Annotated in this window: 19 protein-coding genes and 7 pseudogenes; 12 read left to right on the forward strand and 14 right to left on the reverse strand. The window is 69.0% G+C overall.

The genetic code is table 11. The features are described from left to right. Positions 1-15: 15 nt before the first annotated feature. Both ACZ6TD_RS01140 and ACZ6TD_RS01145 read left to right on the forward strand, forming a co-directional pair. A pseudogene (locus ACZ6TD_RS01140) lies at positions 16-552 on the forward strand (transposase family protein); the annotation flags it as partial. Beyond that, positions 539-829, forward strand: a pseudogene (locus tag ACZ6TD_RS01145) (transposase); the annotation flags it as partial. The pseudogenes ACZ6TD_RS01140 and ACZ6TD_RS01145, both read left to right, overlap by 14 nt. Before the next feature lie 183 nt (positions 830-1012). Here the strand turns inward: ACZ6TD_RS01145 and ACZ6TD_RS01150 are convergent. Next, positions 1013-2275 (reverse strand): annotated as a pseudogene (locus tag ACZ6TD_RS01150) (IS1380 family transposase); the annotation flags it as partial. Positions 2276-2512: 237 nt separating this feature from the next. Here ACZ6TD_RS01150 and ACZ6TD_RS01155 point away from each other — a divergent pair. After that, complete coding sequence (locus ACZ6TD_RS01155) at positions 2513-2896, forward strand: hypothetical protein (protein WP_471349139.1); 384 nt, start codon at positions 2513-2515, stop codon at positions 2894-2896. 249 nt (positions 2897-3145) lie between these two features. Here the strand turns inward: ACZ6TD_RS01155 and ACZ6TD_RS01160 are convergent. Both ACZ6TD_RS01160 and ACZ6TD_RS01165 read right to left on the reverse strand, forming a co-directional pair. After that, positions 3146-3777, reverse strand: a pseudogene (locus ACZ6TD_RS01160) (AbiJ-related protein). Positions 3778-4032: 255 nt separating this feature from the next. Further along, complete coding sequence (locus tag ACZ6TD_RS01165) at positions 4033-4611, reverse strand: TetR/AcrR family transcriptional regulator (RefSeq protein WP_471349143.1); 579 nt, start codon at positions 4609-4611, stop codon at positions 4033-4035. Positions 4612-4698: 87 nt separating this feature from the next. Between ACZ6TD_RS01165 and ACZ6TD_RS01170 the strand changes: the two genes are divergently transcribed. After that, positions 4699-5580, forward strand: a complete 882-nt coding sequence (locus ACZ6TD_RS01170) for an SDR family oxidoreductase (RefSeq protein WP_471349146.1) — start codon at positions 4699-4701, stop codon at positions 5578-5580. Positions 5581-5699: 119 nt separating this feature from the next. On the opposite strand, the gene ACZ6TD_RS01175 is transcribed toward ACZ6TD_RS01170, so the two are convergent. From ACZ6TD_RS01175 to ACZ6TD_RS01190, 4 genes are all read right to left on the reverse strand, one after another. Next, the gene (locus tag ACZ6TD_RS01175; RefSeq protein WP_471349149.1) at positions 5700-6533 is read right to left on the reverse strand and encodes a transposase family protein; all 834 of its coding nucleotides are present in this window, start codon (positions 6531-6533) and stop codon (positions 5700-5702) included. Positions 6534-6602: 69 nt separating this feature from the next. Beyond that, positions 6603-7055 (reverse strand): hypothetical protein, encoded by a 453-nt coding sequence (locus ACZ6TD_RS01180; protein WP_471349152.1) that lies wholly within the window; start codon positions 7053-7055, stop codon positions 6603-6605. Positions 7056-7203: 148 nt separating this feature from the next. After that, positions 7204-7476 carry a hypothetical protein gene (locus ACZ6TD_RS01185; RefSeq protein WP_471349155.1) on the reverse strand — a complete coding sequence of 91 codons (273 nt, stop codon included), beginning with the start codon at positions 7474-7476 and terminating at the stop codon, positions 7204-7206. A 234-nt stretch (positions 7477-7710) separates the two neighbouring features. Further along, on the reverse strand, positions 7711-8244 hold the full coding sequence (locus ACZ6TD_RS01190; protein ID WP_471349158.1) for a P-loop NTPase family protein: 534 nt from the start codon (positions 8242-8244) through the stop codon (positions 7711-7713). Positions 8245-8414: 170 nt separating this feature from the next. On the opposite strand from ACZ6TD_RS01190, the gene ACZ6TD_RS01195 reads away from it, so the two are divergent. Next, positions 8415-9113: an alpha/beta fold hydrolase gene (locus tag ACZ6TD_RS01195; RefSeq protein ID WP_471349160.1), complete on the forward strand. Its 699-nt coding sequence runs from the start codon at positions 8415-8417 to the stop codon at positions 9111-9113. 51 nt (positions 9114-9164) lie between these two features. Here the strand turns inward: ACZ6TD_RS01195 and ACZ6TD_RS01200 are convergent. The 3 genes and pseudogenes from ACZ6TD_RS01200 to ACZ6TD_RS01210 form a co-directional block, all read right to left on the reverse strand. After that, positions 9165-10044, reverse strand: a pseudogene (locus tag ACZ6TD_RS01200) (IS5 family transposase). A gap of 548 nt (positions 10045-10592) precedes the next feature. Next, a pseudogene (locus tag ACZ6TD_RS01205) lies at positions 10593-10827 on the reverse strand (hypothetical protein); the annotation flags it as partial. 45 nt (positions 10828-10872) lie between these two features. Continuing rightward, the gene (locus tag ACZ6TD_RS01210) at positions 10873-11079 is read right to left on the reverse strand and encodes a YaaC family protein (RefSeq protein WP_471349162.1); all 207 of its coding nucleotides are present in this window, start codon (positions 11077-11079) and stop codon (positions 10873-10875) included. 86 nt (positions 11080-11165) lie between these two features. On the opposite strand from ACZ6TD_RS01210, the gene ACZ6TD_RS01215 reads away from it, so the two are divergent. Then, a complete protein-coding gene (locus ACZ6TD_RS01215; protein ID WP_471349165.1) occupies positions 11166-11486 on the forward strand; it encodes a hypothetical protein in 321 nt (106 codons plus the stop codon). A 465-nt stretch (positions 11487-11951) separates the two neighbouring features. Here the strand turns inward: ACZ6TD_RS01215 and ACZ6TD_RS01220 are convergent, their stop codons facing one another. Then, complete coding sequence (locus tag ACZ6TD_RS01220; protein ID WP_471349167.1) at positions 11952-13262, reverse strand: NAD(P)/FAD-dependent oxidoreductase; 1311 nt, start codon at positions 13260-13262, stop codon at positions 11952-11954. 193 nt (positions 13263-13455) lie between these two features. Continuing rightward, positions 13456-14052: a TetR/AcrR family transcriptional regulator gene (locus tag ACZ6TD_RS01225; RefSeq protein ID WP_471349170.1), complete on the reverse strand. Its 597-nt coding sequence runs from the start codon at positions 14050-14052 to the stop codon at positions 13456-13458. A 52-nt stretch (positions 14053-14104) separates the two neighbouring features. Between ACZ6TD_RS01225 and ACZ6TD_RS01230 the strand changes: the two genes are divergently transcribed. The 5 genes and pseudogenes from ACZ6TD_RS01230 to ACZ6TD_RS01250 form a co-directional block, all read left to right on the forward strand. Continuing rightward, complete coding sequence (locus tag ACZ6TD_RS01230; protein WP_471349172.1) at positions 14105-15331, forward strand: metal-dependent hydrolase family protein; 1227 nt, start codon at positions 14105-14107, stop codon at positions 15329-15331. Next, the gene (locus ACZ6TD_RS01235) at positions 15328-16182 is read left to right on the forward strand and encodes an alpha/beta hydrolase (RefSeq protein WP_471349174.1); all 855 of its coding nucleotides are present in this window, start codon (positions 15328-15330) and stop codon (positions 16180-16182) included. Before ACZ6TD_RS01230 ends, ACZ6TD_RS01235 begins: the two co-directional genes overlap by 4 nt. 433 nt (positions 16183-16615) lie before the next feature. Further along, the gene (locus ACZ6TD_RS01240) at positions 16616-17329 is read left to right on the forward strand and encodes a hypothetical protein (RefSeq protein ID WP_471349176.1); all 714 of its coding nucleotides are present in this window, start codon (positions 16616-16618) and stop codon (positions 17327-17329) included. A 98-nt stretch (positions 17330-17427) separates the two neighbouring features. Further along, the gene (locus ACZ6TD_RS01245) at positions 17428-20259 is read left to right on the forward strand and encodes a SpoIIE family protein phosphatase (RefSeq protein ID WP_471349178.1); all 2832 of its coding nucleotides are present in this window, start codon (positions 17428-17430) and stop codon (positions 20257-20259) included. A 120-nt stretch (positions 20260-20379) separates the two neighbouring features. Next, positions 20380-20481, forward strand: a pseudogene (locus ACZ6TD_RS01250) (NAD(P)/FAD-dependent oxidoreductase); the annotation flags it as partial. Positions 20482-20542: 61 nt separating this feature from the next. Here ACZ6TD_RS01250 and ACZ6TD_RS01255 read toward each other — a convergent pair. Further along, positions 20543-20872: a hypothetical protein gene (locus tag ACZ6TD_RS01255; RefSeq protein ID WP_471349181.1), complete on the reverse strand. Its 330-nt coding sequence runs from the start codon at positions 20870-20872 to the stop codon at positions 20543-20545. 289 nt (positions 20873-21161) lie between these two features. Next, positions 21162-21815, reverse strand: coding sequence for a TetR/AcrR family transcriptional regulator (locus ACZ6TD_RS01260; protein WP_471349184.1), 654 nt, complete (start codon positions 21813-21815; stop codon positions 21162-21164). Between the two features lie 131 nt (positions 21816-21946). On the opposite strand from ACZ6TD_RS01260, the gene ACZ6TD_RS01265 reads away from it, so the two are divergent. After that, entirely contained in the window at positions 21947-22909 is a 963-nt protein-coding gene (locus ACZ6TD_RS01265) for an alpha/beta hydrolase (protein WP_471349186.1), read from the forward strand. The last annotated feature ends 335 nt before the right edge of the window (positions 22910-23244 follow it).

The following is a 23244-nucleotide window of genomic DNA, read 5'->3' on the forward strand; positions in this document are numbered from 1 at the left end:
TGGGATGATCTTGAGGTGGCTGGTGTTATCACGGCGTCGGAGCCCTCCTGGATAGCCCCGTTCACCGGGCTGAGCCCTCGCGCCTTCGGCAAGCTGGTGAGCGTGCTGCGGCGCGACGGCGCCGACTCGCCGCGGCGGGGGCGGCCCTGGGGCCTGTCGTTGGAGGGCCGGGTGCTGTTGGTGACGGCGTACTGGCGCACCAACTTGACCATTCGCCAACTGGCTCCATTGTTCAGGGCGTCGAAGTCAGCGGCGGACCGCATCATCGATCACCTCGGCCCGCTGCTGGCACTGAAGCCTCGCAAACGGTTCCGTAAGGACACTGTGCTCATCGTCGACGGCACCTTGGTTCCCACCCGCGATCACAGCGTCGCCGAGCAGTCGAAGAACTATCGGTATTCGACCAATCACCAGGTCGTCATCGACGCCGACACTCGCCTGATGGTCGTGATCGGCCAGCCGTTGCCCGGCAACCGCAACGACTGCCGGGCCTGGAGCGAGTCTGGCGCGAAGGAGGCCGTGGGAACCACCACGACGACCGATCGTGCTGGTCTGGGACAATGTCCGCATCCACTTGACGACCCCACTGCGGGAGTTCATCGCGGCGAACGCCGACTGGCTCACCGTCTTCCAACTGCCGCCCTACGCGCCGGACCTCAACCCGCAGGAGGGCGTCTGGTCGCTGGTCAAGCGCGAGATAGGCGACCTCGCGGCAGCCGACCTGAGCCAGATCACCAGGGCCGTCAAGCGCAGGCTCAACCAGATCCAGTACCGCCCCGATGTGGTCGACGGCTGCCTCGCCGGCACCCGCCTGGTCATGGACGGCTGACCTACGTCACGAATTCAAGATCAGTAGCCTCCCTGTTTCGCTGCGGGTGGCTGAGCTGGTCGGATCGCGGTGAAGCGGTGGTTTCGGTTGCTCGTGGCCGGGCGGGCATGGCCGGGGCCCGACGCGCTGGTCGGGTTCTCCAGAGTTCCTCGGGTCGTGGGTGGGCAGGGACAGTGCCGCGGTTCAGGTGGCCGGCCATGGCAGGACCGTGAGGCGGGTGAATGCGCTGGTCAGCTCGTTTCGCCAAGGCCAGGTCGCGGAGATCCGCAGGTGCAGGCGGCGACCGCCGCGGGTGATGCGGGCAGCTGCGTGCAGCAGCCGGTAGCGGAGCTTCTTCGGCTCCGCGGCGGCCAGTTCGCCTTCCAGCAACAGAGTGCGCATCCAGGCGAGCAGGTCGAGGGCGGTCAGGGACAACTCCAGCCAGGCGGCATTGATGGCGAAGTGCCGCGAGGGGAAGCGACCGAAACCTGTGGTCTTGCCGCAGCGGATGCGGTCCTCGACGCGGGCGTGCGCCCGGTGGCGGACTTCCAGGTGCTGCAATGAGCCTTCGCCATACGGGGTGTCCGTGAGAAAGACCTGGTGGCGTATGCCCTCGTCGAGGTCGAACAAGGAGAGTTGGGCGCCGGGATGCGGGTACTCACGCCGCACGATGATCCGCGTGCCCGCGGGGTAGCCGTCCAGTTCCACAAGGCCGGTCAGCTCGGCGACCTCCGCGCCGGTGCGCGGGGAGCCGTCCTGCTCCAGCGCGGGATGCCAGACGCGCTCGGGCAGGGCGCGGATCGCGCGGCGGACCGGTTCAGTGACGGGACAACCGACCGAGAAGAACGTGTGGATGCCGCGCGAGCGCAAGCGGCGCAGGTGGGTCAGGAATGCCTTCGCGCCTTCGGCGCTGTCGGTGCGGATGAGGATGGCGGTGCCGTGGCGGTGGGCGTCGGGGATCTGGGCCAGGGCCTGCTCGAGAACGGCGACGTGATCGGCGGCGGTGTTGGCCCCGGCGTTGCCCGGCCGCACCACTCCGGCCAGGGCTTCTCCGGTGTTGTCCAGGAAGCACAGCAGCGGATGGTAGCCGAAGCCGCGTTTATAGGTGGCCGCCGCCTGCTCCTTCTCGGAGTGGCAGGTGACGAGTGGGGCGTCGATGTCCAGGACCAGGCCCGCAAGGTCGCGTCCGCCCGCGGGGGCCGCGGGTGTCCCATGACCGGTGTCGGCGGCCTGCATCCAGGCGACTTCGCGGGCGGCGGCGCGGGCCGCCCGCAGTGCCGCAAGGGCGGCAGGATCGATGCCGGCCAGCAGCCGCCAGGCGGTCGCAGTGGAGGCCACCGGACCGAACACCTCGGCCTGATCGCGCGGTAGAGCCAGGTCCGTGATGGCCTCGCCGCCGTCGGCGAGCATCACCGCCAGATCCACCGCGATTCTTCCAGGGGTGTACCCGGTGCCGCGTGGCCTCATCGTCCCAGCTCAGAAGGCACTTTCGCGTTCCCGCTCAAGATGCGGGCACCGTGGCAAGTGACACGCGCAGGTTAGCTGGCCCTGGAGATACGGAGACGCAATGTCAAAGAGGTGTGCACGCGGTGTAAAAGACTTTCTTTTGCCGACAGGACAACCTGGCTACAGTCGCGAAGAGCGCCAGGGAGCTCCCTGAACCTGCACTGCACCCTCATTCGCCTTCGATCATTGGAGTGCAACGTGACACGACTGCGTCAAGTAGCCGCCACCTGTGCGTTATCGGCGGCGCTGTCCAGCGTCTTCATCGCCCCGGCCGTGGCTAGCTCGCGCATGGACAGTGCACAGCAGGCCGCGGTGCCGGGGGACAACCGGGGTACGAGCGCACCGGCCTCGGTCTTCGAGACCCTGTGCGGATATGCGGACGCGACAGTTCCCATGCGTGAAAAGCCATCGACCGATGCGCCTCTTATCAACCGCATCCTCCAAGGGACGAGGATGTGCGGCGACGTCGTGACTGGCAAGGAGTACACGGCGTGTGGCCACACATCGAAGCTCTGGCTGAAGTTCCCTCCGACCGTGAGTCGGCCACAGGTCGGCTATTCGGCTGCCTGGTGTTTCCACTGACACCTCGCTGTCCTCTCATCACTGCGGAGACGGGCAGCGACTCCAGCTGCTCACGGATGCCGGGATCGGTGCGGCGCAGCAGCTCGGGGATCACGGCTGTCGTGGCGTTGGAGTCGGCTATGGAGCGGGCCGGCTGTGCCCATGGCGGAGGCTTGGCGACTGAGCTGAAGACCAGATCCGGTTGAGCGGGCCATGGGTACAGGGCAGAACCATCCGCTATGCAGCGGTGTGGCCGGTATCCTTTGCTGCTCAGGAGTGACTGTCGGGCGGATGGTTTAGGAGTTTTGACAACAGGTCACCCCAGAGGAGCCCGTCCTTGCCGACGGGGCGGTCATAGACCAGGACCTGGTCGGCGCGTTCTGCAACCTCGATGTCGTTGTCGAGAGCGCTGGTGAAGCGGATATCTGGCTTTCCCAGGGTGGCGAAGATGAGATTGCGCGGTCGGCGGGCGATGCCACGCCCGGGCTGGATGAGATGGAACAGGGGGTAACCATCCGCTTCCCCCTCCCGGCGCAGCTGCGCTCCCAAGGGCTGCAGATGGTGATTGGCCAGTTCGACAAAGCGGTGCTGTGCCTGCTCGTCGGGAAGGACAGCAGAGGAGGCCAGTCCCTCAAGGAAGTATCCGAAGCGGGGATGCGTGCTTCGAACGCGCCGAGCCTCTCGAAGAGGTACTCGGTCGACCAGTCATCCGGGAACCTGATCACGTGGCGCTCGCTCTCGTCGCGCAGGCTGTTGGTAGGGGTACCCCACCCGCCGAGCAAGTCGTCGCCCAGATCCCACAGCCGACCGAGCAGAGCGAGGAAGCGGTCCGGATAGCTGAGGTGATCGGACAGGTCGAAGCCCTTGGCCAGCTCGCGCCTCGTACGACCGGGAATCTCCACGTAGTGGTGTCCGAGCCACAGGACGTCCTGCAGTTCAATGAGCCTCCGCCAACTTGAAGCCGCGGGTTAAAGGGCTGGCGTGACCGGCTCTCGGGGTGCTCACGCTGGTCGTGGGTGTCTGTCTGCGCACTAGGTCATCTGTCAGCGATCGGCTCCGAGGTTTGTCAGGACGAGCAGGGCGTCCCGGAGGCGGTCGACGGGCGAAGTGCCCGTGGCGCCGACAGGGCCCGGCTGGCGACAGCCGAGCGGCGTCGATCAGCCCAGCGATGCAGTTGCCGCACGCAGGTCTTCCAAGGCTGCCAGTGCGTGTGGCGCGAGCCCTTCGGTGCCATCACGATCGCTTTCGGACCACTGGGCGTATCCCCGTTTGAACGCGAGGACTCCCAGCTCGGCCGCGAGGTGCGCGGTCGGGTCGGGGACGCCGCGGGCGATGAGCGCGGCTGTCATGGCGGCCGCGAGGCCGACGCTCTTGAGGGCGTCGCGCTCTTGTAGTTCGGTGCTGGCTGCCACGGCTGCTTTGAGGCGGGGGCCGAGTTCGCGGTTCGCCGGTCCCATGGCACTCGACGCGCGCTCGAGACCGGCTGCTACCGCCTGGAGCGGGCTGGCGCTCGCAGGGGCCTCGGTGATGCCGTCGGCGAGCAGCCTGCTCAGCGTCTCCTGGCCGGCGACCAGCAGCTCGCGCTTGTCGGAGAAGTGCCGGAAGAAGGTGCTCTTGGTGACGCCGGCGCGCTCGGCGATCTGCGTCACCGTGGTGGCGTCGTAGCCCTGCTCGGTGAACAGGTCGACGGCCGCAGCGACGAGTCGCTCGGCCGCCCCTGGTTGCCATCTAGCCATGAGACCAGGATAGGTGATGGGACTCTTGTCCCGTCACGTGTAGAGTCAGTGATGGGACAAGAGTCCCATCACTTTCAGGGAGAGCTCATGCATGTCTTCGTCACCGGCGGTACCGGCACCATCGGCTCCGCCGTCGTCGCCGAACTGCTCGGCAACGGCCACACCGTTCTCGCGCTGGCTCGCTCGGACGGCTCCGCGCAGGTCCTTGAGCGCGCCGGCGCCAAGGTGCTGCGAGGAGACCTAGCCGACCTCGACGCCCTGCGGTCCGGCGCAGCGCAGTGCGACGGCGTGATCAGTCTGGCGTTCGGACGCGACTACAGCAGTCCGGACGCACTCGCCCAGGCCATCGCCGAGGAGAGCGCCGCTCTCACCGTGCTGGGGCAGGAACTCATCGGAAGCGACCGCCCGATCGTCACGGTCTCCGGCACGCCCTGGGTGCCGGGACGCGCCTCCACCGAGGCCGATCCGCTGCCGACCGACGGACCGGTGGGCGGTCGGGGCCGTTCGGTCAACGCGCTGCTGGACCTCGCCCCGCGCGGTGTGCGCAGCACGGCTGTCCGTATGCCGCGCACGGTCCACAACGAGGGCAAGGGGGGATTCGCCGGCCTGTTGACCGATCAGGCGCGCCGCACCGGGGTGGTCGGCTATCCGGGCGACGGCACCCAGCGCTGGCCGGCCGTGCACGCGCTCGACGCAGCGGTCCTGTTCCGCCTGGCCCTTGAGTCCGCGCCGGCCGGGACGGCCTGGCACGCCGTCGGCGACGAGGGCGACGCGGTGCGGGACATCGCCACAGTCATCGGCCGGCGACTGGGCCTGCCGGTCGAGGAGGTTCCGCAGGACAATTTCGGCCCGTTCGGCCCGATTTTCGCCATGGACCAGCCGGCGTCCAGCGCCCACACCCGCGATGCCCTCGGGTGGCAGCCGACCCACTCCAGCCTCCTCGAGGACCTGGAGAACATTCAGCCCTGACGCACTCCAGTTCGAGGGGACCGTCTGTGGTCGGCTCAATGAGTTACTGGCAAAGGGCTGGAATGCCCGGTGCCGGGATACTCGAAGTTGTCGTGGTGACTGTCTGCTGAGCAGATCCGTCAGCGATTGACTTCGAAGTCCGTCAGGACGAGCAAGGCGCGCAGGAGGCGGGTCGCATGGGCGGGGTCGGTGCGGAGCTTGGTGAGGATCCGCCAGTTCTTGAGGTGGGCGAAGCCGTGTTCGACCGGTGCCCGTCCGACGGCGAGGACCCGGTTGGCGGTCTTCTGGCCGGGGGTGAGCTTGTGGGTGCGGCTGGCATGGTAGCCGGTGACGATCACAGGATCGAGTACGTCGTTGTCCAGGCCGCGAAAGCCCAGGTCCGCCAAGGCCCCGAGGCCGGCGGCGCGCAGGTGGGCCAGGATGTGATCGTGGCGGGCGGCGGTGATGTCGTGAGTGCGGCCGGGCCGGGCGGCGGATATCCAGATCAGCCGGCCCCGCTCGTCGGTCAGAGCGAGGAAGTGCAGGCCGTGCCGGTGGTGTTTACCTGAGTAGTTGCGCCGGTCGGCTTTTCCGGTGCGGCGCTGGGTGGCGATGAGAGTGCCGTCGATCAGTACCACCTCCCCGCCCTGCCTGGCGACCTTCTTCAGGCTGCGGTCCAGGCGCGATGCCTGCGCGGCGAGGAGGGCGATCAACTCGTCGCGCCAGCGGCGGACGATGGACTCGGACACATTGTTGCCGCCGGCCATGTCGGCCAGGTGCTGGTCGTGGCGCAGCACGGCCAGGACGATCACCGCGATCTTGCCAGGCGGCAGGATCCGCCACCTGGACCGGATTACTTTCAGGTGACATCGCAGCAGATCGGCGAGGTGGTTGACGGTTCGCGTAGACAGCGGCAAGCGGCACTGGTAGACAAACGGGCAGGTGTCCTCGGCGTGCTTTTTGGTTTTCGTCACACAAATCCAACGGCCGCCGGGGGCACCGTGGTTACGCCCGCGCCGCGCGATCGCAGGCGGCAGGCCAAGTCACAAGCGGGTGGTGAAGCGGCCGTCGGGCAGTTTGCGCAGCCAGCCACGGTCGACGAGTCTGACCAGCTTCCCGCGCAGCGGCTCCAGCTTGGACCGCACGCTGACATCGATTCCCAGGGCATCGCCGACCTGCCGGGCCATGACCGGTCCGGCCGCCTGCCGCACGGCGGCGAGAATGCGCTGGTAGTCCGGCGGGAGCATAGTCTCCTCCATGTCCGGCGTTCGGTGCGGGATCAGCATCACCGTCCGTCCGCCCACCTGCCCGGGCGCCGGCGCGCCCGAGGCGCGTTCGTCGGCGAGTTGTTCGCACACCTGCTCAAGAACCCGCTCCGCGACGGCGAGCTCGTCCCGCTCGGCCCGCACCTCCGCCAACTCCTTGGCGAGCAGTTCCTCACGTTCGTCCAGCTCTGCACGCCGCGCGGTGATCCGTTCCAACAATTCGGGATCCATGCCTCGGATGCTAGAAGGCCGCCTGACCCCAGCGAGCAGGAATCAGCGAACCCTCCAGCTCTGGCAAACGATCTACTCCGCAGACTGCCGCCGACGACCAGCACAAGCACTCCGAGAGCCGGTCACGCCAGCCCTTTGACCTGTGATTTCAAGTTGGCGGAGGCTCAATGCGTTCGGCCGTCAGAAGCGGCTCACTCTCGATGATGGCCTCAGCAACAGCTGCTAGGCGGTTGTCCGGGCAGTCCCCCAGGCCGGCCGCCAAACGCTCGTGCTTTGAGGTGCCGTCCTTGGGAGGAGGCGGTGGGAGGCAGAGGCGCTCGCACAGCGTCGGCAAATCCTGATGCCCGTAGCGCTGGTACAGCGTGGCAAGCACGCCCTCGATCAGGCTCCGCAGCCGCGGCAGATCCATCTGCTCAGCCATCCCACGATGATGAGCCAGGCCAGGACGCGATGCCAGGCACTTGATGGCGCTTGACACGGCCAGTACGGTCCATGCCTCCCCCTGAGCGGCTGCGCGACGAAGGGCTGGAGCGATCTTTTTGCGCAGGAAAACTCGGAGTTGCTTCCGGCCAGCCCGGACGCAGCGCGCAGGTACAACGCCCCTACTTTGGGAGCCCAGTTGATGCCCCGGTTGGGGGAACCATCGGTGCCCAGGTCAGCAGTCCAGTGCGGGCAAGTGGGCCAAGCCGGTCTCGAGCAGAATGCGGTCGACGGTCTCGTGCAGGGCGCTGTCGGCGCCGATGACGGTCTCGAGCCCGTCGGGCAGCAGGTCGCGCGGCCGGTACCAGTCGCGCAGTTGCGTCTCGTTGACGTCATCGGCGATCGGCTTGGTGGCGTGCCGGGCGAGGGTTTCGTCGAACGGCACGTCCAGGTAGTAGCCGTGGGTCTGGCCGCGGTGGTCGGCGCGCAGTTGGGCGAGCATGTCGCCGTAGCGGTCGGCGTAGAGGATGCCTTCGACGACGACGTGATAGCCAGCGTCCAGGGCGTAGCGGGCCGTCAGGTCGATCAGGCCGATGTTCGCCGCTCCGGGCCTGTCCCGCTCGCGGAGCACGATGCGGCGGAGGTTGTCCTGGCCGACCAGGGCCAGGCCGCGGCCGAACCGCTCGCGGAGGCCGGACGCAACGGACGATTTCCCCGAGGCGCTGTTGCCGCGCAGGACGACCAGCCGGGTGTCTTCAGTGCCCACCATCACGGCCGTCACGCTACCGACGGCCGGTGACAGCGCCCGGGGCGTTCTGGAGCACCGCCGACATCGACGTCCGGACGGGTGACTTTTTCCCTCGCGTACGCGGGCGGGTATCCAGTGTATCGAAAGTACTTCTGGAAGCGGCTGTTGGGTCGCTTCGCTATGGTGCGGCCATGGCGAACTACGTGCTGGTTGCAGGTGCGCGGCTCGGATCGTGGGCGTGGGATGAGGTGGTGCCGCATCTGAAAGTGGCCGGCCACGGCGTCTACCCGCTGACGCTGTCCGGTCTCGCCGAGAAGCAAGGTGTGCCGGCCGGGCAGCAGACCCACGTTCAGGACATCGTTGACGAGGTCGAGCGTCAGGATCTGCGCGACGTCGTCCTGGTAGGTCACAGTTACTCGGGCATCCCAGTCGGTCAGGCCGCCGAGCGGGTCGGCGACCGGCTGGCAGGCGTGGTCTTCGTCGACTCCAGTGTTCCGGCCGATGGCGAACCGTTCGTCTCCTCCTGGCCGGACGGCGGGGTGATGGTGAGGGCATCGATCGCCGAGAACGGGGGATTTTGGCCGGTCGCGCCTGCGGCCCACTTCGAGGGCCACGGTCTCACCGATGAGCAGATCGCACGGATCGTTCGCGGCTCGACGCCGCACCCGGGCGCCACGCTGACCGAACCCGCCGTGCTGGAACGGCCGCTCAGTGGCCTCCCGGCGACGTACATCAAGTGCACGCTCGGTGACCCCGAGCCGAGCGACGACGTGACAAAGCTACTGGTCAGCGAGCACTGGCGGCTGATCGAGATGGACACCGGCCACTGGCCGATGTTCTCCCAGCCGCGCGAACTGGCGCAGATCCTCCTCGACACAGTCGGGGAGTGACCGCAGTTCCACGCTTGCGGACTCTTTGTTGGCGTGTATCACGAGCTCTGGTCACAGCCATTCGTTGATGGCCGCGACGAGGACGGTCGCCTCGTAGCGGACCGCCAACTTGTCGAATCGCGTGGCGACGGCTCGGTGCCTCTTAAGGCGGTTGATGCCGCACTCGACCGCGTGGCGCTCGCGGTAGTCAACCGGGTCGAAACGTGGCGGCCGACCGCCACGGGAGCCGAGCTTCCTGCGGTTACGAGCCTGGTCGACCTTGTCGGGGATGGTGCAGCGGATCCCCCGGCGGCGCAGGTAGGAGCGGTTCCTACGCGAGGCGTACGCCTTGTCAGCGCGCACTCGATTGGGACGGACGCGCGGCCGACCCGCCCCGATGCGGGGCACGCGGACCTTCTTGAGCACCGGTTCGAACTGCGGCGAGTCCCCACGCTGCCCAGCCGTCACCACGATCGACATGGGCTTCTGACCCTACCTGCTCGACGGCCAGGTGCAGCTTGGTGGTGAACCCACCGCGCGAGCGTCCCAGGCCGTGATCACAGGGCTCGGTGAAGACACCGCCCGGCGGTTCCTTCTGCAGGTCACCCTGCTTCCGGGCTCCGGCAGCATGCTGGTGGGCTCGGCACACAGTGGAATCGACGCTCAGGTCCCACGTGATGGCACCCCTCGCGTCGGCCAGGGGCTGGAGGCGGGTGAGGACCCTGTGCCAGGTGCCGTCCCGCTGCCATCGGCGGAACAGGTCGTAGATCCGGCCCCACGGCCCGTACTCGACAGGTACGTCCCTCCACGGAACCCCTGTCCGAACCCGGAACCGTATGCCGTCGATCAGTTGCCGTCGGGGCCAGACGGGCGGCCGCCCCACCTTCGTCCCCTTCGGCAACAACGGCTCCAACACCGCCCACTGTTCGTCCGTGAGATCCCCCCGTGCCATGAACCGTGATCATTCACAGCTCAAGATCCACTTTCGATTCACGGCCTAAGCGCATACCGACGACCCTCCCGCCGTTGCGCGGTCCCGGCGGCGGAAAGAAGCGCAGCCGCAACGGCGCCTCCCCCGGATTCAGCCCGTACCAGAGGCGTACACCCCGTGCCACGGACAGCACCGGAGGGCTGCCGGTTGTGCGGGCCCCTCGCAAACGGAAGCCGAGTGGCCCCTGCCAGAGCCTTCATGGACCGGGCCCGTCGACCCCGAGGACAGGAGCGTAACCGTCTTCGACGTCCTGTGACGTCGGCGGTCTGAGCGCGCAGCACAGCGATGACGCACGCTCGGGCCGCCACACTCTCCCGGGAACGATGGAGGAACAACCTGCTTCGGGGATGCGGTGGACGTAGCCGTGTACGGACGGGCTGCGGGGCCGGGCAGGGTGATACTGTCCGGCCCCGCTGTCGTCGGGTCAGCCGAAGTCGAGCATCTCCTGTGCGAAGTCGGCCGGGGCCGGACGGAGCAGGGCGGTGGCGGTGCACCGTCCTGGCGTGCGGCCAGTCCCAGCGGTCCGGGTCGCCGGGGCGCGGGTCGTACATGGTCCGGCCGCCAGCGCCGAACTGCCCCAGCTCGGTGGAGCGCGACGCCGGTGTCGACCTCGTCCTGTGTCCAGCCGGTGAGGTCGAGCAGCAGGCCGTTCAACGGCCCGCCGACCAGTTCAACGTAGCGCTGGTCCGGACTCGAACTCGGGCTCGGGTGGTCGTGGTCGGCGCCGTAGACCCGGCCGCGTAGAGCGGTCCTGGGCTTGCCCGCGCCGCCGGTCCAGGCTTGCCCGGGTCAGGTGCTCACCTCGGTGATGGTGTCCGCGATCAGCACGGGTAGATGGTTGATGGCGCGTTCCAGAAGCCGTTCGATCGGGACTGCGTGCTGGCTCTTGTCGACGCTGATGAGCGTGCCCCAGGCTGCGGGTTGGTAGCGGGCGAGCATGGACAGCGCGTACAGGACAGCCCACCAGGCCATCAGCCGGTGCAGCTCACGCTTCATGGGGACGAGCACGGGCAGGAAGTACCGGTTTCCGGCGTAGCCGCAGGTCAGGCTCCGATGGCCCTATCGGCGACCGGGCCGTCGAGTTGCTACGCGAAAAGCTGGTCGCAGAACTCGGCCTGGGACGGGCCGCCCTGTGCTGGATAGGCGTAGGCGGGCCACGCCCACGCCTCACGGAGGCCCACTCTTCCTACGAGGAAGCCCGCCGCGCTGCCGAGGTCGCCCGCACCACGGGCACCCTGGGTCAAGTGGTGGCTCATCACAAACGGCTGCATCGCGTTGAGCAGCTCACTGGACTGCGACTGGATGTCGGCGATAACCGACTGGCCGCGCATCTCGGCCTGAAGATGGCAGAGTTGCATGCCCGCTTGCCGACATCGATGAAAGCGCCGGACGTGGTGTTCTGAGCACGGGCAGCAGCTAGGCAACGTTGCTACGGTTGCCGCAGAACCTGCGGCGTTCGCCGTGCCGTCACCCCCGTGACGTGCACGAGCCTGCTCAGTGCCGCAACGAGATGGTCAAGGCGCTCGGGATCTGTGCATACTACGGCGCTGAAGACGGAGCCTGCGGGCCTGCGCCGGAAGCTCGCCTCGTGGATGTCGGCGTTGCGGCTGTGCAAAGTCGCCATGATGCGCGGCAACGTTGACCGGCTACCCGGCACCAGGTCGGCCGAGACGATGTAGGGTCCATGCAGGTGGGCTCCTTCAGCTGGGTGTGCTTTCTCGCCCGTCAGGCGGCTGATGCGCTGCCGGATGGCCGCGAGCGCGCTTGACCGGCCCCCGGCGGCCCGGACCGCGACAGGTTTGCACAGGTGGTCGACCGCCGGGTACGAGCCATCCTCTTCGACGGGGAACCCGGCTCAGCGGCCAGCGTCAGCCGAGGACTGTGCCCGTGGACGGGGCCGGCCGACGTCGGCGTGAGAACGCACCGAGGTCAATGGTTTGGCCGGTGTGTTCGCAGGTGTGCGTGAGCGCACTCCGGTCGTGGTCGTGCCCGCCTTCGACACCGTGGATCAGGGTGGTCATGAGGCGGCCTACCAGAGGGGCGTTCTTGAACTGATTGCCGCTGGTGCCTATGGCCACGTAGAAGCCGGCAAGTTCGGTTCGGTCGTATACGGGGGTCCAGTCGTCGGTCACGTCGTATACGCCTGCCACACCACGAGGCTTGTTGGGAACGCGCAGGCCGCGCAGTCGGCGGGCCGCCCGCGTCACCTGCGTCCTGAACTGCGACACGGTCGGAGTGGGACTCCCGTCGTCCGGATCGTCGAGCCATTCCAGCGGGTCGCACTCGGGTTCCGTGCCGCCGACGAGCAGGAACTCCCTGCCCTCGGGCCGTATATACGTGCCGAGGTCCATATCGACCAGCACCGGTGCGTGCCCGTCGCCGCCGGCGTCGTGGTAGCCGGCGGGCGCCGCTACGTGGTGCACCTCCTGGCGCAGCGGCCGCAGACCGACGGTGAAGTCGCCGCCGACTCCGGCGAGCCGGTTCAGTTGTCCCGACCATGGGCCGGCCGCGTTGACGACCACCCCGGCGGACAGTTCGGTTCCATCCTTGAGGCGCACCCCGCGCACGCGTCCCCCGCGCCGCATCACCGCGGTGACGGGAGTCTTCCACCGGAAGGCGACTCCGTGCCGCTGGGCCGCCGTAGCAAGGTTGCGCGCGGCGAGTTGCGGGTCGTCGATAAAGCCCCCGTCGGGTGTGTGGAGAGCACCGAGCCGAGCGGACGCGTCGGCGAAGAACTCGTCGTCATCCACGGGGCGGGGCGGGAAGTACCGGCCGGTGTCCAAAGCGGGCAACCGCTCGGACAGCTCCTGTGCATCCCATTTCTCGTACGCAACACCGACCTTGTCGAAGTGTCGCGTGAACAGGCTGCAGGGTGCGAAGTCCACGTCCAGCATGGTGACGCCGCAGCGGTTGAACGCTGCGAGGGGTTCGCCGGCGGGTGCTTGGAGATGGTCGCGCCATGCTTCCCAGCAGTGAAGGGACTCCCACGCAGCATTGACGCCCGCGATCGTGGGATAGGTGAAGCGGACCACGGCGCTCGAGGCGCTGGTGGAGCCGTTGCCTGCGCCGCCGAACTTGTCGACGACGACCACCCGCAGGCCGCTCCACGCCAGTTCGAAAGCGATGGAGGATCCGATGACCCCGGCCCCGACGACGACTACGTCTGTGCTCTCAGTCACGTTTCAACTCACTTTCTTATCGCCGGACCAGACGGTTCCCGCGGCGGCGCGGCGGGTCGCCGCTCCGCCGTTGTCCGCACCGTACGCGGGTAAGAGGCCATGTTCCGGCGACTGTTGTCGTCACTTTCCGTCGCCGTACCCCACCGTTGTCGCGCATGTGCGCCGATGCTCAGCTGTGGGGGCCGAAGGCCGCTCAACGTTCCGGACGTGATCGTGGAGCGGGTCGGCCCTCGCGCATGCGCAAGATCAAGGTGACCGCGTCCTCCGAGCGGGTTCCGGGAGTGAGGAGTTCCTGCAGGAGGAGGCCGCGAATCGCGGCAATGGTGACGGTGGCCACCTCCCGCGCGTCCTTCGCCTCGAGCCCTTCGCGTTCCGCGAGTGAGGACAGCATCACGGTCAGGTCGTCGATCGACTCCACGAACTCACGGAAGTCCTCGGGGGCGTACGCGGCCAGTCCGACGACGTAGAAGAAGCCGCGGACACGCGACAGCTGCTCCGGCCGGGTGTAAGCACGCCAGATCGCCACAACGAAATCGTCGAAGGTGCCCTGCTGGGCGGCCTCCAGAAGTGCCTCGTTGTCACGGGATCGCTGGGCCGTGAGCATGGCGGCCAAGACGCCCGGGAGCGACCCGAAGTGGTATCGCAACAGGGCGTGGCTGGTCTCGATTCGGGCGGCGATCTCACGGAGCGACATCTCCGGCGGGGGAAGGGTCTCACCGAAGGCGTCGAGAAGCCGTACCAGGAGTCGCTCGCGCGCGCTGCCGTTGCGTTGCGAGGTTGACAGGATCACTCCCGCAGTTTATCCATTGGAAAAGAGGATTCGCAACGGCGGAGGATCGACGATGAGACCTGCTCATGTGGCCGGCGCGACGGTCATCGACGGATCAGGGCGCGACCCCGGCAAGCTCGGCCTCACGATCGAGAACGGCCGCATCACCCGCCTCGGTGCCTCCAGCGCGCACGGCGAGCGTCTCGATGCCGAGGGACTGACGATGACGCCCGGCCTGATCGACGCTCACGTCCACCTGGGCCTGTCGAGCCCGATCCAGCCGCACTTCTCGTTTCAGATCAGCGCCGCCGAGATCGCGGCGGACATCTTCGCCACGGCCGGCGCGACGCTCGACGCCGGCTTCACCACCGTTCGCGACACCGGCGGGATCGACGGCGGTGTCGTCACCGCGATCGCGAAGGGCAAGGTCAGAGGGCCGCGCGTCCTGTCGTGCGGACCTGTTCAGTGCCAGATCGGCGGGCACGGCTACTACGGAGCCGAATGGGAACCCACCGAGCTGTGGAGCAGCCACCACATCCCGGGCCTGTGCGCCCTCTCCATGATGGCGGGCAACGCGGACGAGCTGCGGCACAACGTCCGCGAAGCCTTCCGTCGCGGAGCCTCCTTCCTGAAGCTCTGCGTGACCGGCGGAGTGGTGGGCGCACATGATCGACTGACCGACACCCAGTTCACCGTCGAAGAGATCGCTGTCGCAGTTCAGGAAGCTGCGGCGCGGAACACCTATGTGACCGTCCACGCCCACAACAACGAGGGCATACGAAATGCGGTCGAGGCCGGGGTGCGCTGTGTCGAGCACGGCACTAGCCTCGACGAATCCACAGCGACCCTGATGGCCGCTCGCGACGTTGCCCTCGTGCCCACGTTCGCCGTCGTCGAGCAACTGCTGCACGACACCGCCGGAGCCGGTCTCGCCGAATCGACCCGCGACCGGGCCAAGGGCGTACACGAGCAGATGACGAAGGCGCTCGCTGTCGCCAAGCACGCAGGAGTACGGATCGGGCTGGGTTCCGATCTCATCGGTCCGGCCCAGGACCGTCGCGGCAAAGAACTCAGCCTGCGCGCAGCCCTCGAGACGCCGATGGAAGCGCTCGTGGCGGCGACCCGGACCAACGCCGAGATCCTCGGCCTGTCCGGCCAGGTGGGTGTCATCACTCCCGGCGCGCAGGCAGACCTCGTTCTTTGGAACGGCAACCCGCTCGAAGACCCGGAACTGTTCTCCGACCCCACCAACGCCGTCCTCGTCATCCAGGCCGGCCAAATCGTGAAGGACCTCAGATGAGCGCCATGTGGCAGGGCTGCCTCGCCCACACCGACTACTTCGAGATACGCTCCAGCGGTGGGCACGACTACGGCGTCTGGGTCACCACGCCACCACACTACGACCCTGCCGCGGCGCCAGCGCCTGTCGTGTACGTGCTCGACGGCAACTGGGCCGTGGGCATGACCGCCCCACTCATCGTCACGCAACTGGACCCCATGCAGTCGATTCAGCCCTACATCCAAGTCAGCGTGGGTTACGCAGGCGAGGAAGCAGAGCACTGGGAGCGGTTGCGCAACCGCGACCTCGTGCCCCCCGGCGAACCCATCGCGAAGGAGTACATCGATGCGGTGGAGACGGGGGTCGAAAGGGGTGTGACGACTCGCGAGCAAGCCGACGCCTACCTCGCTGAATTGAGCGACAGCCGCGGGGATATGTTCCTGAACTTCCTTACCGACGACCTGCACCCGCGGATCGAACGCGACTACGGCACAGCCCCGAGCGGTCACGGCCTCTTCGGCTATTCCTACGGCGGGCTCTTCAGTCTCTACGCCTGGCTCACCAAGAGCACCTTCTTCGAGAGCATCGGCGCGGGCAGCCCCGGCATCGTCAATGCGGACAGTCAGGTCTTCGCTCGGCTTGAAGCCATGGGTGACACCCTGCCCGACACCAAGCTGCACGTGACCTTCAACGAGCAGGAGATCCTCGGAGACCTGGCGGTCTACCAGAATCTCGCGAAGAACGCGGCCACGTTCCTCCACCGCCTCACCTCACGCGGCGGATCTGTCACCAGCGCACTCATGCACGAGACGCATGTGACCGGGCTGCAGGCATCGTTCCTCAGCTACCTCAGGACCTGCCGCGCCCAGTGAGCCTGGATGCCGCAGCTCGCGTTCCGTCCCATGTGAGTCGACTTCTCTGGAGGTGTGCGGGTGGCCGAGCGTGACATCGTCAGCACGACGCCTCCTGCCGAGCGTATCGCCGAAGCACTCAGTAGCCAGGGCTTCGTTGACGAGCGCCCGCATTGGAAACGGGGGGATGGCCGAGCCCAGCACGTCCCGCTGCTGGACCGCATAGGCCAGTTCCAGGCGGATCGGCGGCGGCAGCTGTGGAAGGGAGAACTGGGCAGCGGTCAGCACCGGCGGCTGCCAGCGACGGCCCGGTGGTCTTCTGCTTCAGCTGCGCCGCCCCGCCCCCGGCCCAGAAACCGGCGAGCTGCCGGCTGCGTCGGAGGGCCGACCGTGACCATGAGCGAACCCGCCCCGCCGGGCGCCGTCGAATCACCGGACATGCCCGGCAAGCAGGTTGCGCGCGCCGCGAGCGACCCTCGCCGCTCTGCGGCGCGACCCACGCGATAGGTGGCCGGAGCACGCCCGCAAGCTGTTCGACTTCCTCGCCAGCATCTACGGCGAGGACAATCCACTCCCGACGCTCGCAGCCGGGTGGGTCGCTCACCAGCGCTCGGCGAACACGCAGAAGTCGTACGCCCGCGGCTTCCGCATCGTCGAGGAGTTCGCCCGGGACCACGGCACCCACCCGCTCCAGGTGAAGTTCGTGCTGGCCGACACCTTTCGGCTCTGCCTGGAGCAGACCCCGACCTGGGTGCGGGTCAAGGGCGGCCGCCGCGGCGAGCTGGCCCGGACCGGGAAGCCGTACTCGGACGCCTCACGGGCGAACGCCCTGTCGGCGGCCTCCTCCTTCTCCACCTACGTGGGCAAAGTCAACGACGAATCACTCAAGAACCCCTTCGACGCGGCGCAACGGCCGTACATCGATCCGGACTACTCACCCACCCCCGGCTACACCGAGGAAGAGTGGACCACCCTGCTGGTCACCGCCCGCGGCCACCACCGGGCCTCGACGTACCGCAAGCGGGCATACGCGCTGCTGCTCGTGCTCTACGCCTGCTGCCTGCGCATCGACTCCTGCTCAACGCCCGGGCGCGGAACCCAGGCGGCGGGCCCTATCACCCTCGCCACAGCCATACCGCGCACCGCCCTCCGCTCGGTGGCGCAGTAGGGCCTATCATGAATATTATGGTGTTTGTACCATATGCCGCTCTACAGTGTGCAGCCATTTCCCGGGCACTGGGAGATCGCGCAGGTGGCAGGTGAGCGATGAGTGGCGAGCGCCCTTACGGGGGGCGGCTCGACCTGCTCAGGGCCGTGGGCGACGAGACCGGTGGCCGCGAGGCGCTCCGCATCGCCCTCGACCAGGCGGTGGCGGGACTCGCCGGGCTGGGCGGCATGGTCCACCTGGGCGGTCCCGGAAGCGGACACCTCTACCTCGCGGCCCACAGCGGACTCTCCGAAGCGCAGGCCGAGGCGTGGCAGAGCATCCGCTGCGAGGAGCGGGTCGCCCCCGCCCTCGCGCTGCGCGGCGGCACGGCCGCCTGGAGCCCGCTGCCCGCCGACGCCGGAAGCGGGGGACGGCCCCGGACCTTCTCCGCCGGCACCGGGCTCACCGCCGCCCTCATCACCACACCGGGAGGGCCCCAGGGGGCGCTGTCCGTCCTCGTCACCACCCCGGACGGACCGGGGGCGCGGGAGCGGTCCCTGTTGCGGGCCGTGGCCCGATGGGCCTCGGACCGGCTGAGCAGACCGGCCGTTCCGGGCGGCGTGGCCGCCCCATGGCCCCGGCCCTCGCACTCCCGCCTCCAGGGGAGCCGGACCGGGACCGGCATCGGCGCCTGGACCTGGGATGTCGCCACCGGCACCATGACCTGGGACGACACCGCGCTGGCGATCCTCAGCGCCGCCCCGGGCCCGTACGACGGCCGCTTCGAGGCATGGATGAGCCGCGTCCACCCGGAGGATCTGCCGGGCGTACTCGCCGCCGGCGAACGGGCGATCCGTGCGGGGAGCCCCTTCGGCGTCGAGTACCGGGTCCGCCGGCCGGACGGACGCTTCCGGTGGGTCGAGGCCCGTGGCCGTCCGCTCCTCGGGGAGGACGGCGCCCCGTACCGCATGGTCGGCACCCTTCAGGACATCACGGGCCGCCATGCCTCCTCGCCCTCCGAACCTGTACCGCCTCCCACGGTGGAAGGGGTCCTCACCCTCGACCGCGCCTGGCGCGTCAGCTATCTCAGCCAGGAGGCCGAGCATCTGCTCGCCCCCTCGGCCCCGCCGCTCGGCGCGGTGCTGTGGGAGGCGGTGCCCGAGCTGCGCGCGCTGGGGCTGGAGGCGGCGTGCCGGCAGGCCGTCGCCGACGGCCTGCCCCTGGGGTTCGACACACAGTGGCCCACCGCCGCGGGCTCCCATCACATCCGGCTGGACCCGGTTCCCGATGGACTGAGCGTCCACATCAGCGACGCCACCCGCGAACGCGATGCCGAGCGGGCTCTCGGCCAGCGGGCCAACCGGCTGGAGGAGCTGGCCGGCGCCCTTGCCGCGGCGGCCACCGTGCAGGACGTCGTCGACGCGTTCGCCGACCGTGCGCTGCCGCTGTTCGGGGCCACCGGGTTGCTGGTCCAGCGCGTCAAGGGGGCGTACTTCGAGACGGTGGGCTCCCGGGGGTACACCCACGACTTCATCAAGCTGCTGGAGGCGCCCGGGCATCCGCGCATCAACCCGCTGACCGAGGCCCTCCGCTCCGCCGTTCCCCTCTTCATCGCCTCACCGGAGGAGTTCGTCGAGCGCTTTCCCGAACTCGGCCATCTGCCCGCGGCCTCCGAGAAGAACGCCTGGGCGTTCCTCCCGCTGATCGTCTCGGGTGAGCCGATCGGCTACTGCTCGGTCTCGTTCGGCCATCCCCGCGTCCTCACCGGCGAGGAGCGCACGCTGCTCACCGCCCTCAGCGGGCTCCTCGCCCAGGCCCTGGCGCGGGCCCGCCTCTACGACGCCGAGCACCGCCACGCCCAGGAACTCCAGCGCGAGCTGCTCCCCCGCAGCCTGCCCGCCCTGCCCACCGTCACCGCCTCGGCACGCTATCTACCGGTCAGCGAGAGCGCGGAGGTCGGCGGCGACTGGTACGACCTCATCCCGCTCTCGGGCGGCCGGGTCGCTCTCGTCATCGGGGACGTCATGGGGCACGGCCTGTCCGAGGCCGCCACCATGGGGCGGCTGCGCACCGCCGTCCGTACCCTGGCCGACCTCGAAATGTCCCCGGATGAGCTGCTGTCCCACCTCAACGACCTCGTCAGCGGGCTCGGCGACGACTTCTACGCCACCTGCCTGTACGCCGAGTACGACCCCACCAGCCAGATCTGTTCCCTCGCCCGCGCCGGACACCCGTCGCCCGCCGTGGTCCGCGCCGACGGCACCGTGGCCTTCCCCGAACTCCCCATCGCCCCGCCCCTGGGAGCCGCCACTCCCCCGTTCGACACGTGCGAACTCACCCTGGCCGGAGACTCCTTGCTCGTGCTCTACACCGACGGTCTCGTGGAGACACCCGGCCGCGACATCGAACACGGCATGGGTGATCTCGCCCGCAACATCGCTGCCGCGCTCGGCCACACCCCGCCGGGCGGCGTCGTACTGGAGCGGTTGTGCGACACCCTGCTCGCCGCCCTGCTGCCCGCGGGGCAGCGGACCAACGACGACGCGGCCCTGCTCATCGCCCGGCTGCGCCCCATGTCCGGGGATGACATCGCCTCCTGGGCGCTGCCCGACGACCCCCAGGCGGCGGGTCAGGCCCGGGACCTGGTGCGCGGCCAGCTCGGCGTATGGGGCATCGGCTCGCTCACCACGACCACCGAACTCCTGGTGAGCGAGCTCGTGGGCAATGTGGTCCGGCATGCCAAGGGCCCCGTCGGACTGCGGCTGCTCCACAGCCGCACCCTGATCTGCGAGGTGTCCGACGGCAGCCCCGCCACCCCCAGGATCCGGCGTGCGGCCGACACCGACGAGGGAGGTCGCGGACTCCAGTTGGTCGCGACCCTCGCCCATCGGTGGGGCGCGCGCTACACCCCTGAGGGCAAGTGCATCTGGACGGAGCAGCTCCTGCCGTGACGAGCGCCTGCCGCTGCTGGACACCGGCCGGTACCACCCGCCCACGGCCATCCGGACGAGGCGTTCTTCGACGAGCCGACCGGTGAGCTGACCGGCTGCTGGACCCCCGACTGCGGATTCGTGGACGATCCACAGCCGGCGGCCCACAACCTCATGACGGCCGCCGTACGCCACGGAGCCACCTTCCGGTTCCGTACCGAGGTCCCGGGCATCGTGGCCCGGGGCCGGGTCACCGGCATGGACCTGGTCTGCTGTCCCCGCACGACCCGGGAAGAAGGGCACGTCAGAAAGGCCCATGGCCGCATAGCGGATGCCGATGGGACCGCGCGCGGGATCTTGACACCACCGGCGGGCGCTCACGAAGGGCGTGCGTCAGCGGCCACCGGCAGCCCCATGGGACGCGGGGTGGCCGTCCCTCCCGACTCCGCCGGGAGGGCGCGTCGGAACGTAGCCGCAGCCGAAGGCCGGGGTCCACCGATGTCCACGTGTTGCGTACGAGCACCTGCCCCGGCCCGGGCCGGGCCACGGGGACCTCGACCACCTCGAAGTCGTCCGGGCTGACGCCGCCGGCCGGGTATGTCCTGACCCGGATCTCCCGCCCAGTGCGCATCATGCCGGTACCACTGCGACGGGCGTCGTGGCGTGCTCTCCGGAGTAGATCGGCACACCGGAAGCGAGGGGCCGTGCATCGGTAGCGAGAACCATATTGAACCAATGTCAGTTTGATTTGATCAGGCCCAACGGATAGCGCGTCTTCACCGCCGGGTGTCCGGATGAGGAGATCCACGGCCGCCACTCCTCTCCCGCATCCGGACTCCGGCAACCGGGCCTGGGGCAGCGGCGCGCCCCGACCGCATGGCACGCGTGATCCGGCACGTCAATCGCACTCGTGATCTGGTACCTCAGGGGATCTGGGCCTCGATGTGGGCGAGTTGGGAAGCCAGGATTTCCTCGAATGCGGCGCGGCGGTCTACTCCGAGGGGGCGGATGTCGCGGGCGAAGTGGGCCAGGGCGGGGAAGCGTTCGGGGTCGGCGCCGAGCACCGCGACGCGGAAATGCTCCATGCCCTGTTCGTACTCCTCGGGGGCGATGGTGCTGATACCGGCCTCGGAGGCGATCAGCGCGGCGAGGAGGATCACGATGCGGTGGTACCGCACCGGGACCTCCTCGTCGGGCAGGCCGGAGGCGCGCAGGGCCTGCAGCAGTTCCTCCATGACCCATCGGGATCCGGTGCCGCCGGACGCATAGCGTCCCCACACCGCGGCGAGTTGGGGTTGCTCGCCGAATACCTCGCGCAGGCGCAGGGCCAGGGCGGTGATGCGCTGCTTCCAGTCGCCCTCGGGGCGGTAGCCGTCCATGGCGGCCAGCAGGATCCGGTCGGCAACCGCGCGCAGCAGTTCGGTCTTGTTGCGGAAGTGACGGTAGAGGCTGGAGGAGTCGGTCCCGAGCGCTGCGGCGAGTTTGCGCACGCTGAACGACTCGGCGTCGCTCGTGCGCAGCAGCTCCGCCGCCGTGTCCAGGATCTCCTCGGTCGACCATCGCCTTCGGCCAGTCATCCCGCCCCTCTCGTCCGGACTCAGCCTAACCTATGCACTTGGCGTTGCACGCGCCGCGTGCATAATGAGGGCAACGCACTGTCCGGACACAACGACACACCCGGCATCCGGCCGGGAGGGGGGAAGGACACATGGGCGAGACCACTACCGCGACACGGCCGCCGGAGCCGGACTTCTCGGCGATCACGACCGAAGAACTGCGCGCCTACCGCGAGGCGGAGAACCGCTTCCGGGCCTCCAGCGCGGCGCGGACGATCCTCGGAGAGCCGGACGCCGGCGCCGTGATCGTCTGGCGGGAAATCGCACTGCCCGGCCGCGACCTACCGGTACGGGTCCACCGGCCGGCCCGGAGGGGAGACGACGAAGCCGCAGCCCGAACCGACCTGCCACTCGTGGTCCACGTCCACGGAGGCAGCTTCGTGGGCACGGCGGTGCAGTGCGACTGGACCAACAGCCACCTCGCCGCGGGGCTGCCCGCCCTCGTCGTCTCGGTCGAGCACCGCCTCCTCGCCCCCGGCAGCCCGCTCGCGAACGCCGCCGACGACGGCTGGGACGTGCTCCAGCACGTGATGCGGCACGCCGCGCAGTGGGGCGTCGACCCGGCACGCGCGGCCGTCTTCGGTGAGAGCTGCGGCGCGCTGATCAGTGCGCTGACGGCCATCCGGGCCAGGGAGGCCGGCCTGGAGCTCACGGCGCAGGTGCTGGTCAACCCCGCAGTCGACGTGACCGAGACGATGTTCGACTACCCCTCGATCGCCGAGTACGCATACAGCCCGACCCGGGCCCTGCCGCAACTGCGGCTCTTCCAGCGGCTCGCCGTCCCCCCGGGAGCCGACGCCAGCGCATTCTCGCCGCTGTACGCGGACGACCTGAGCGGGCTCGCCCCGGCGCTCGTGGTGGTGCCCACCCAGGACGCGGTCGCCGACCACGGCCGCCGCTACGCCGAGCAGTTGCGCGGGGCAGGGACCCCCGTGCGGCTTTCCGAATACCCGGGAGCACAGCACGCGTTCCTCGCCATGCCCGGCGTGGAACCACAGGCCGAGGCCGCCCGGGCGGAGATCCTCGCGTTCCTCCGCGCGGCCCTGGCGAAGTGACGGAGGAACGATGCACCACACCCTTGGACCCGACGGCCCACCGGTCTCCCGACCGGCCTGGCTGCATGAGCATGACCGGCACCTACGGCCCCACTGACCCGCACGAGGCCGCGCCCACCGCGCTGGTGGCCCCCGATTCGGGCGTCACCGGAGCCGTCCACGCCACCACGCGCGACGAACCCGGCGACTTCCGGTCACCCGCGACGTCATCCCCATCCCCGGCAGCTCCCGCCGCCCCCGCCCGCGGGCCAACCTGGCCGCCCTCGACCTGCACCTGACCGCCACCGACCTCGGCGACATCGACGCCACCGTCCCCGGCACCGGGGCCCAGGGGG

This window comes from Streptomyces yongxingensis (assembly GCF_055597465.1).

Bases quoted from the DNA above. Each gene is read 5' to 3' on its own strand.
- ACZ6TD_RS01190 (WP_471349158.1), bottom strand. From the start codon at position 8,244: ATGGTGGGCACTGAAGACACCCGGCTGGTCGTCCTGCGCGGCAACAGC.
- ACZ6TD_RS01170 (WP_471349146.1), top strand. From the start codon at position 4,699: ATGCATGTCTTCGTCACCGGCGGTACCGGCACCATCGGCTCCGCCGTC.
- ACZ6TD_RS01260 (WP_471349184.1), bottom strand. From the start codon at position 21,815: ATGACTGGCCGAAGGCGATGGTCGACCGAGGAGATCCTGGACACGGCG.
- ACZ6TD_RS01210 (WP_471349162.1), bottom strand. From the start codon at position 11,079: ATGAAGCGTGAGCTGCACCGGCTGATGGCCTGGTGGGCTGTCCTGTAC.
- ACZ6TD_RS01185 (WP_471349155.1), bottom strand. From the start codon at position 7,476: ATGGCTGAGCAGATGGATCTGCCGCGGCTGCGGAGCCTGATCGAGGGC.
- ACZ6TD_RS01265 (WP_471349186.1), top strand. From the start codon at position 21,947: ATGGGCGAGACCACTACCGCGACACGGCCGCCGGAGCCGGACTTCTCG.
- ACZ6TD_RS01195 (WP_471349160.1), top strand. From the start codon at position 8,415: ATGGCGAACTACGTGCTGGTTGCAGGTGCGCGGCTCGGATCGTGGGCG.
- ACZ6TD_RS01230 (WP_471349172.1), top strand. From the start codon at position 14,105: ATGAGACCTGCTCATGTGGCCGGCGCGACGGTCATCGACGGATCAGGG.
- ACZ6TD_RS01255 (WP_471349181.1), bottom strand. From the start codon at position 20,872: ATGATGCGCACTGGGCGGGAGATCCGGGTCAGGACATACCCGGCCGGC.
- ACZ6TD_RS01235 (WP_471349174.1), top strand. From the start codon at position 15,328: ATGAGCGCCATGTGGCAGGGCTGCCTCGCCCACACCGACTACTTCGAG.
- ACZ6TD_RS01180 (WP_471349152.1), bottom strand. From the start codon at position 7,055: ATGGATCCCGAATTGTTGGAACGGATCACCGCGCGGCGTGCAGAGCTG.
- ACZ6TD_RS01245 (WP_471349178.1), top strand. From the start codon at position 17,428: ATGAGTGGCGAGCGCCCTTACGGGGGGCGGCTCGACCTGCTCAGGGCC.
- ACZ6TD_RS01165 (WP_471349143.1), bottom strand. From the start codon at position 4,611: ATGGCTAGATGGCAACCAGGGGCGGCCGAGCGACTCGTCGCTGCGGCC.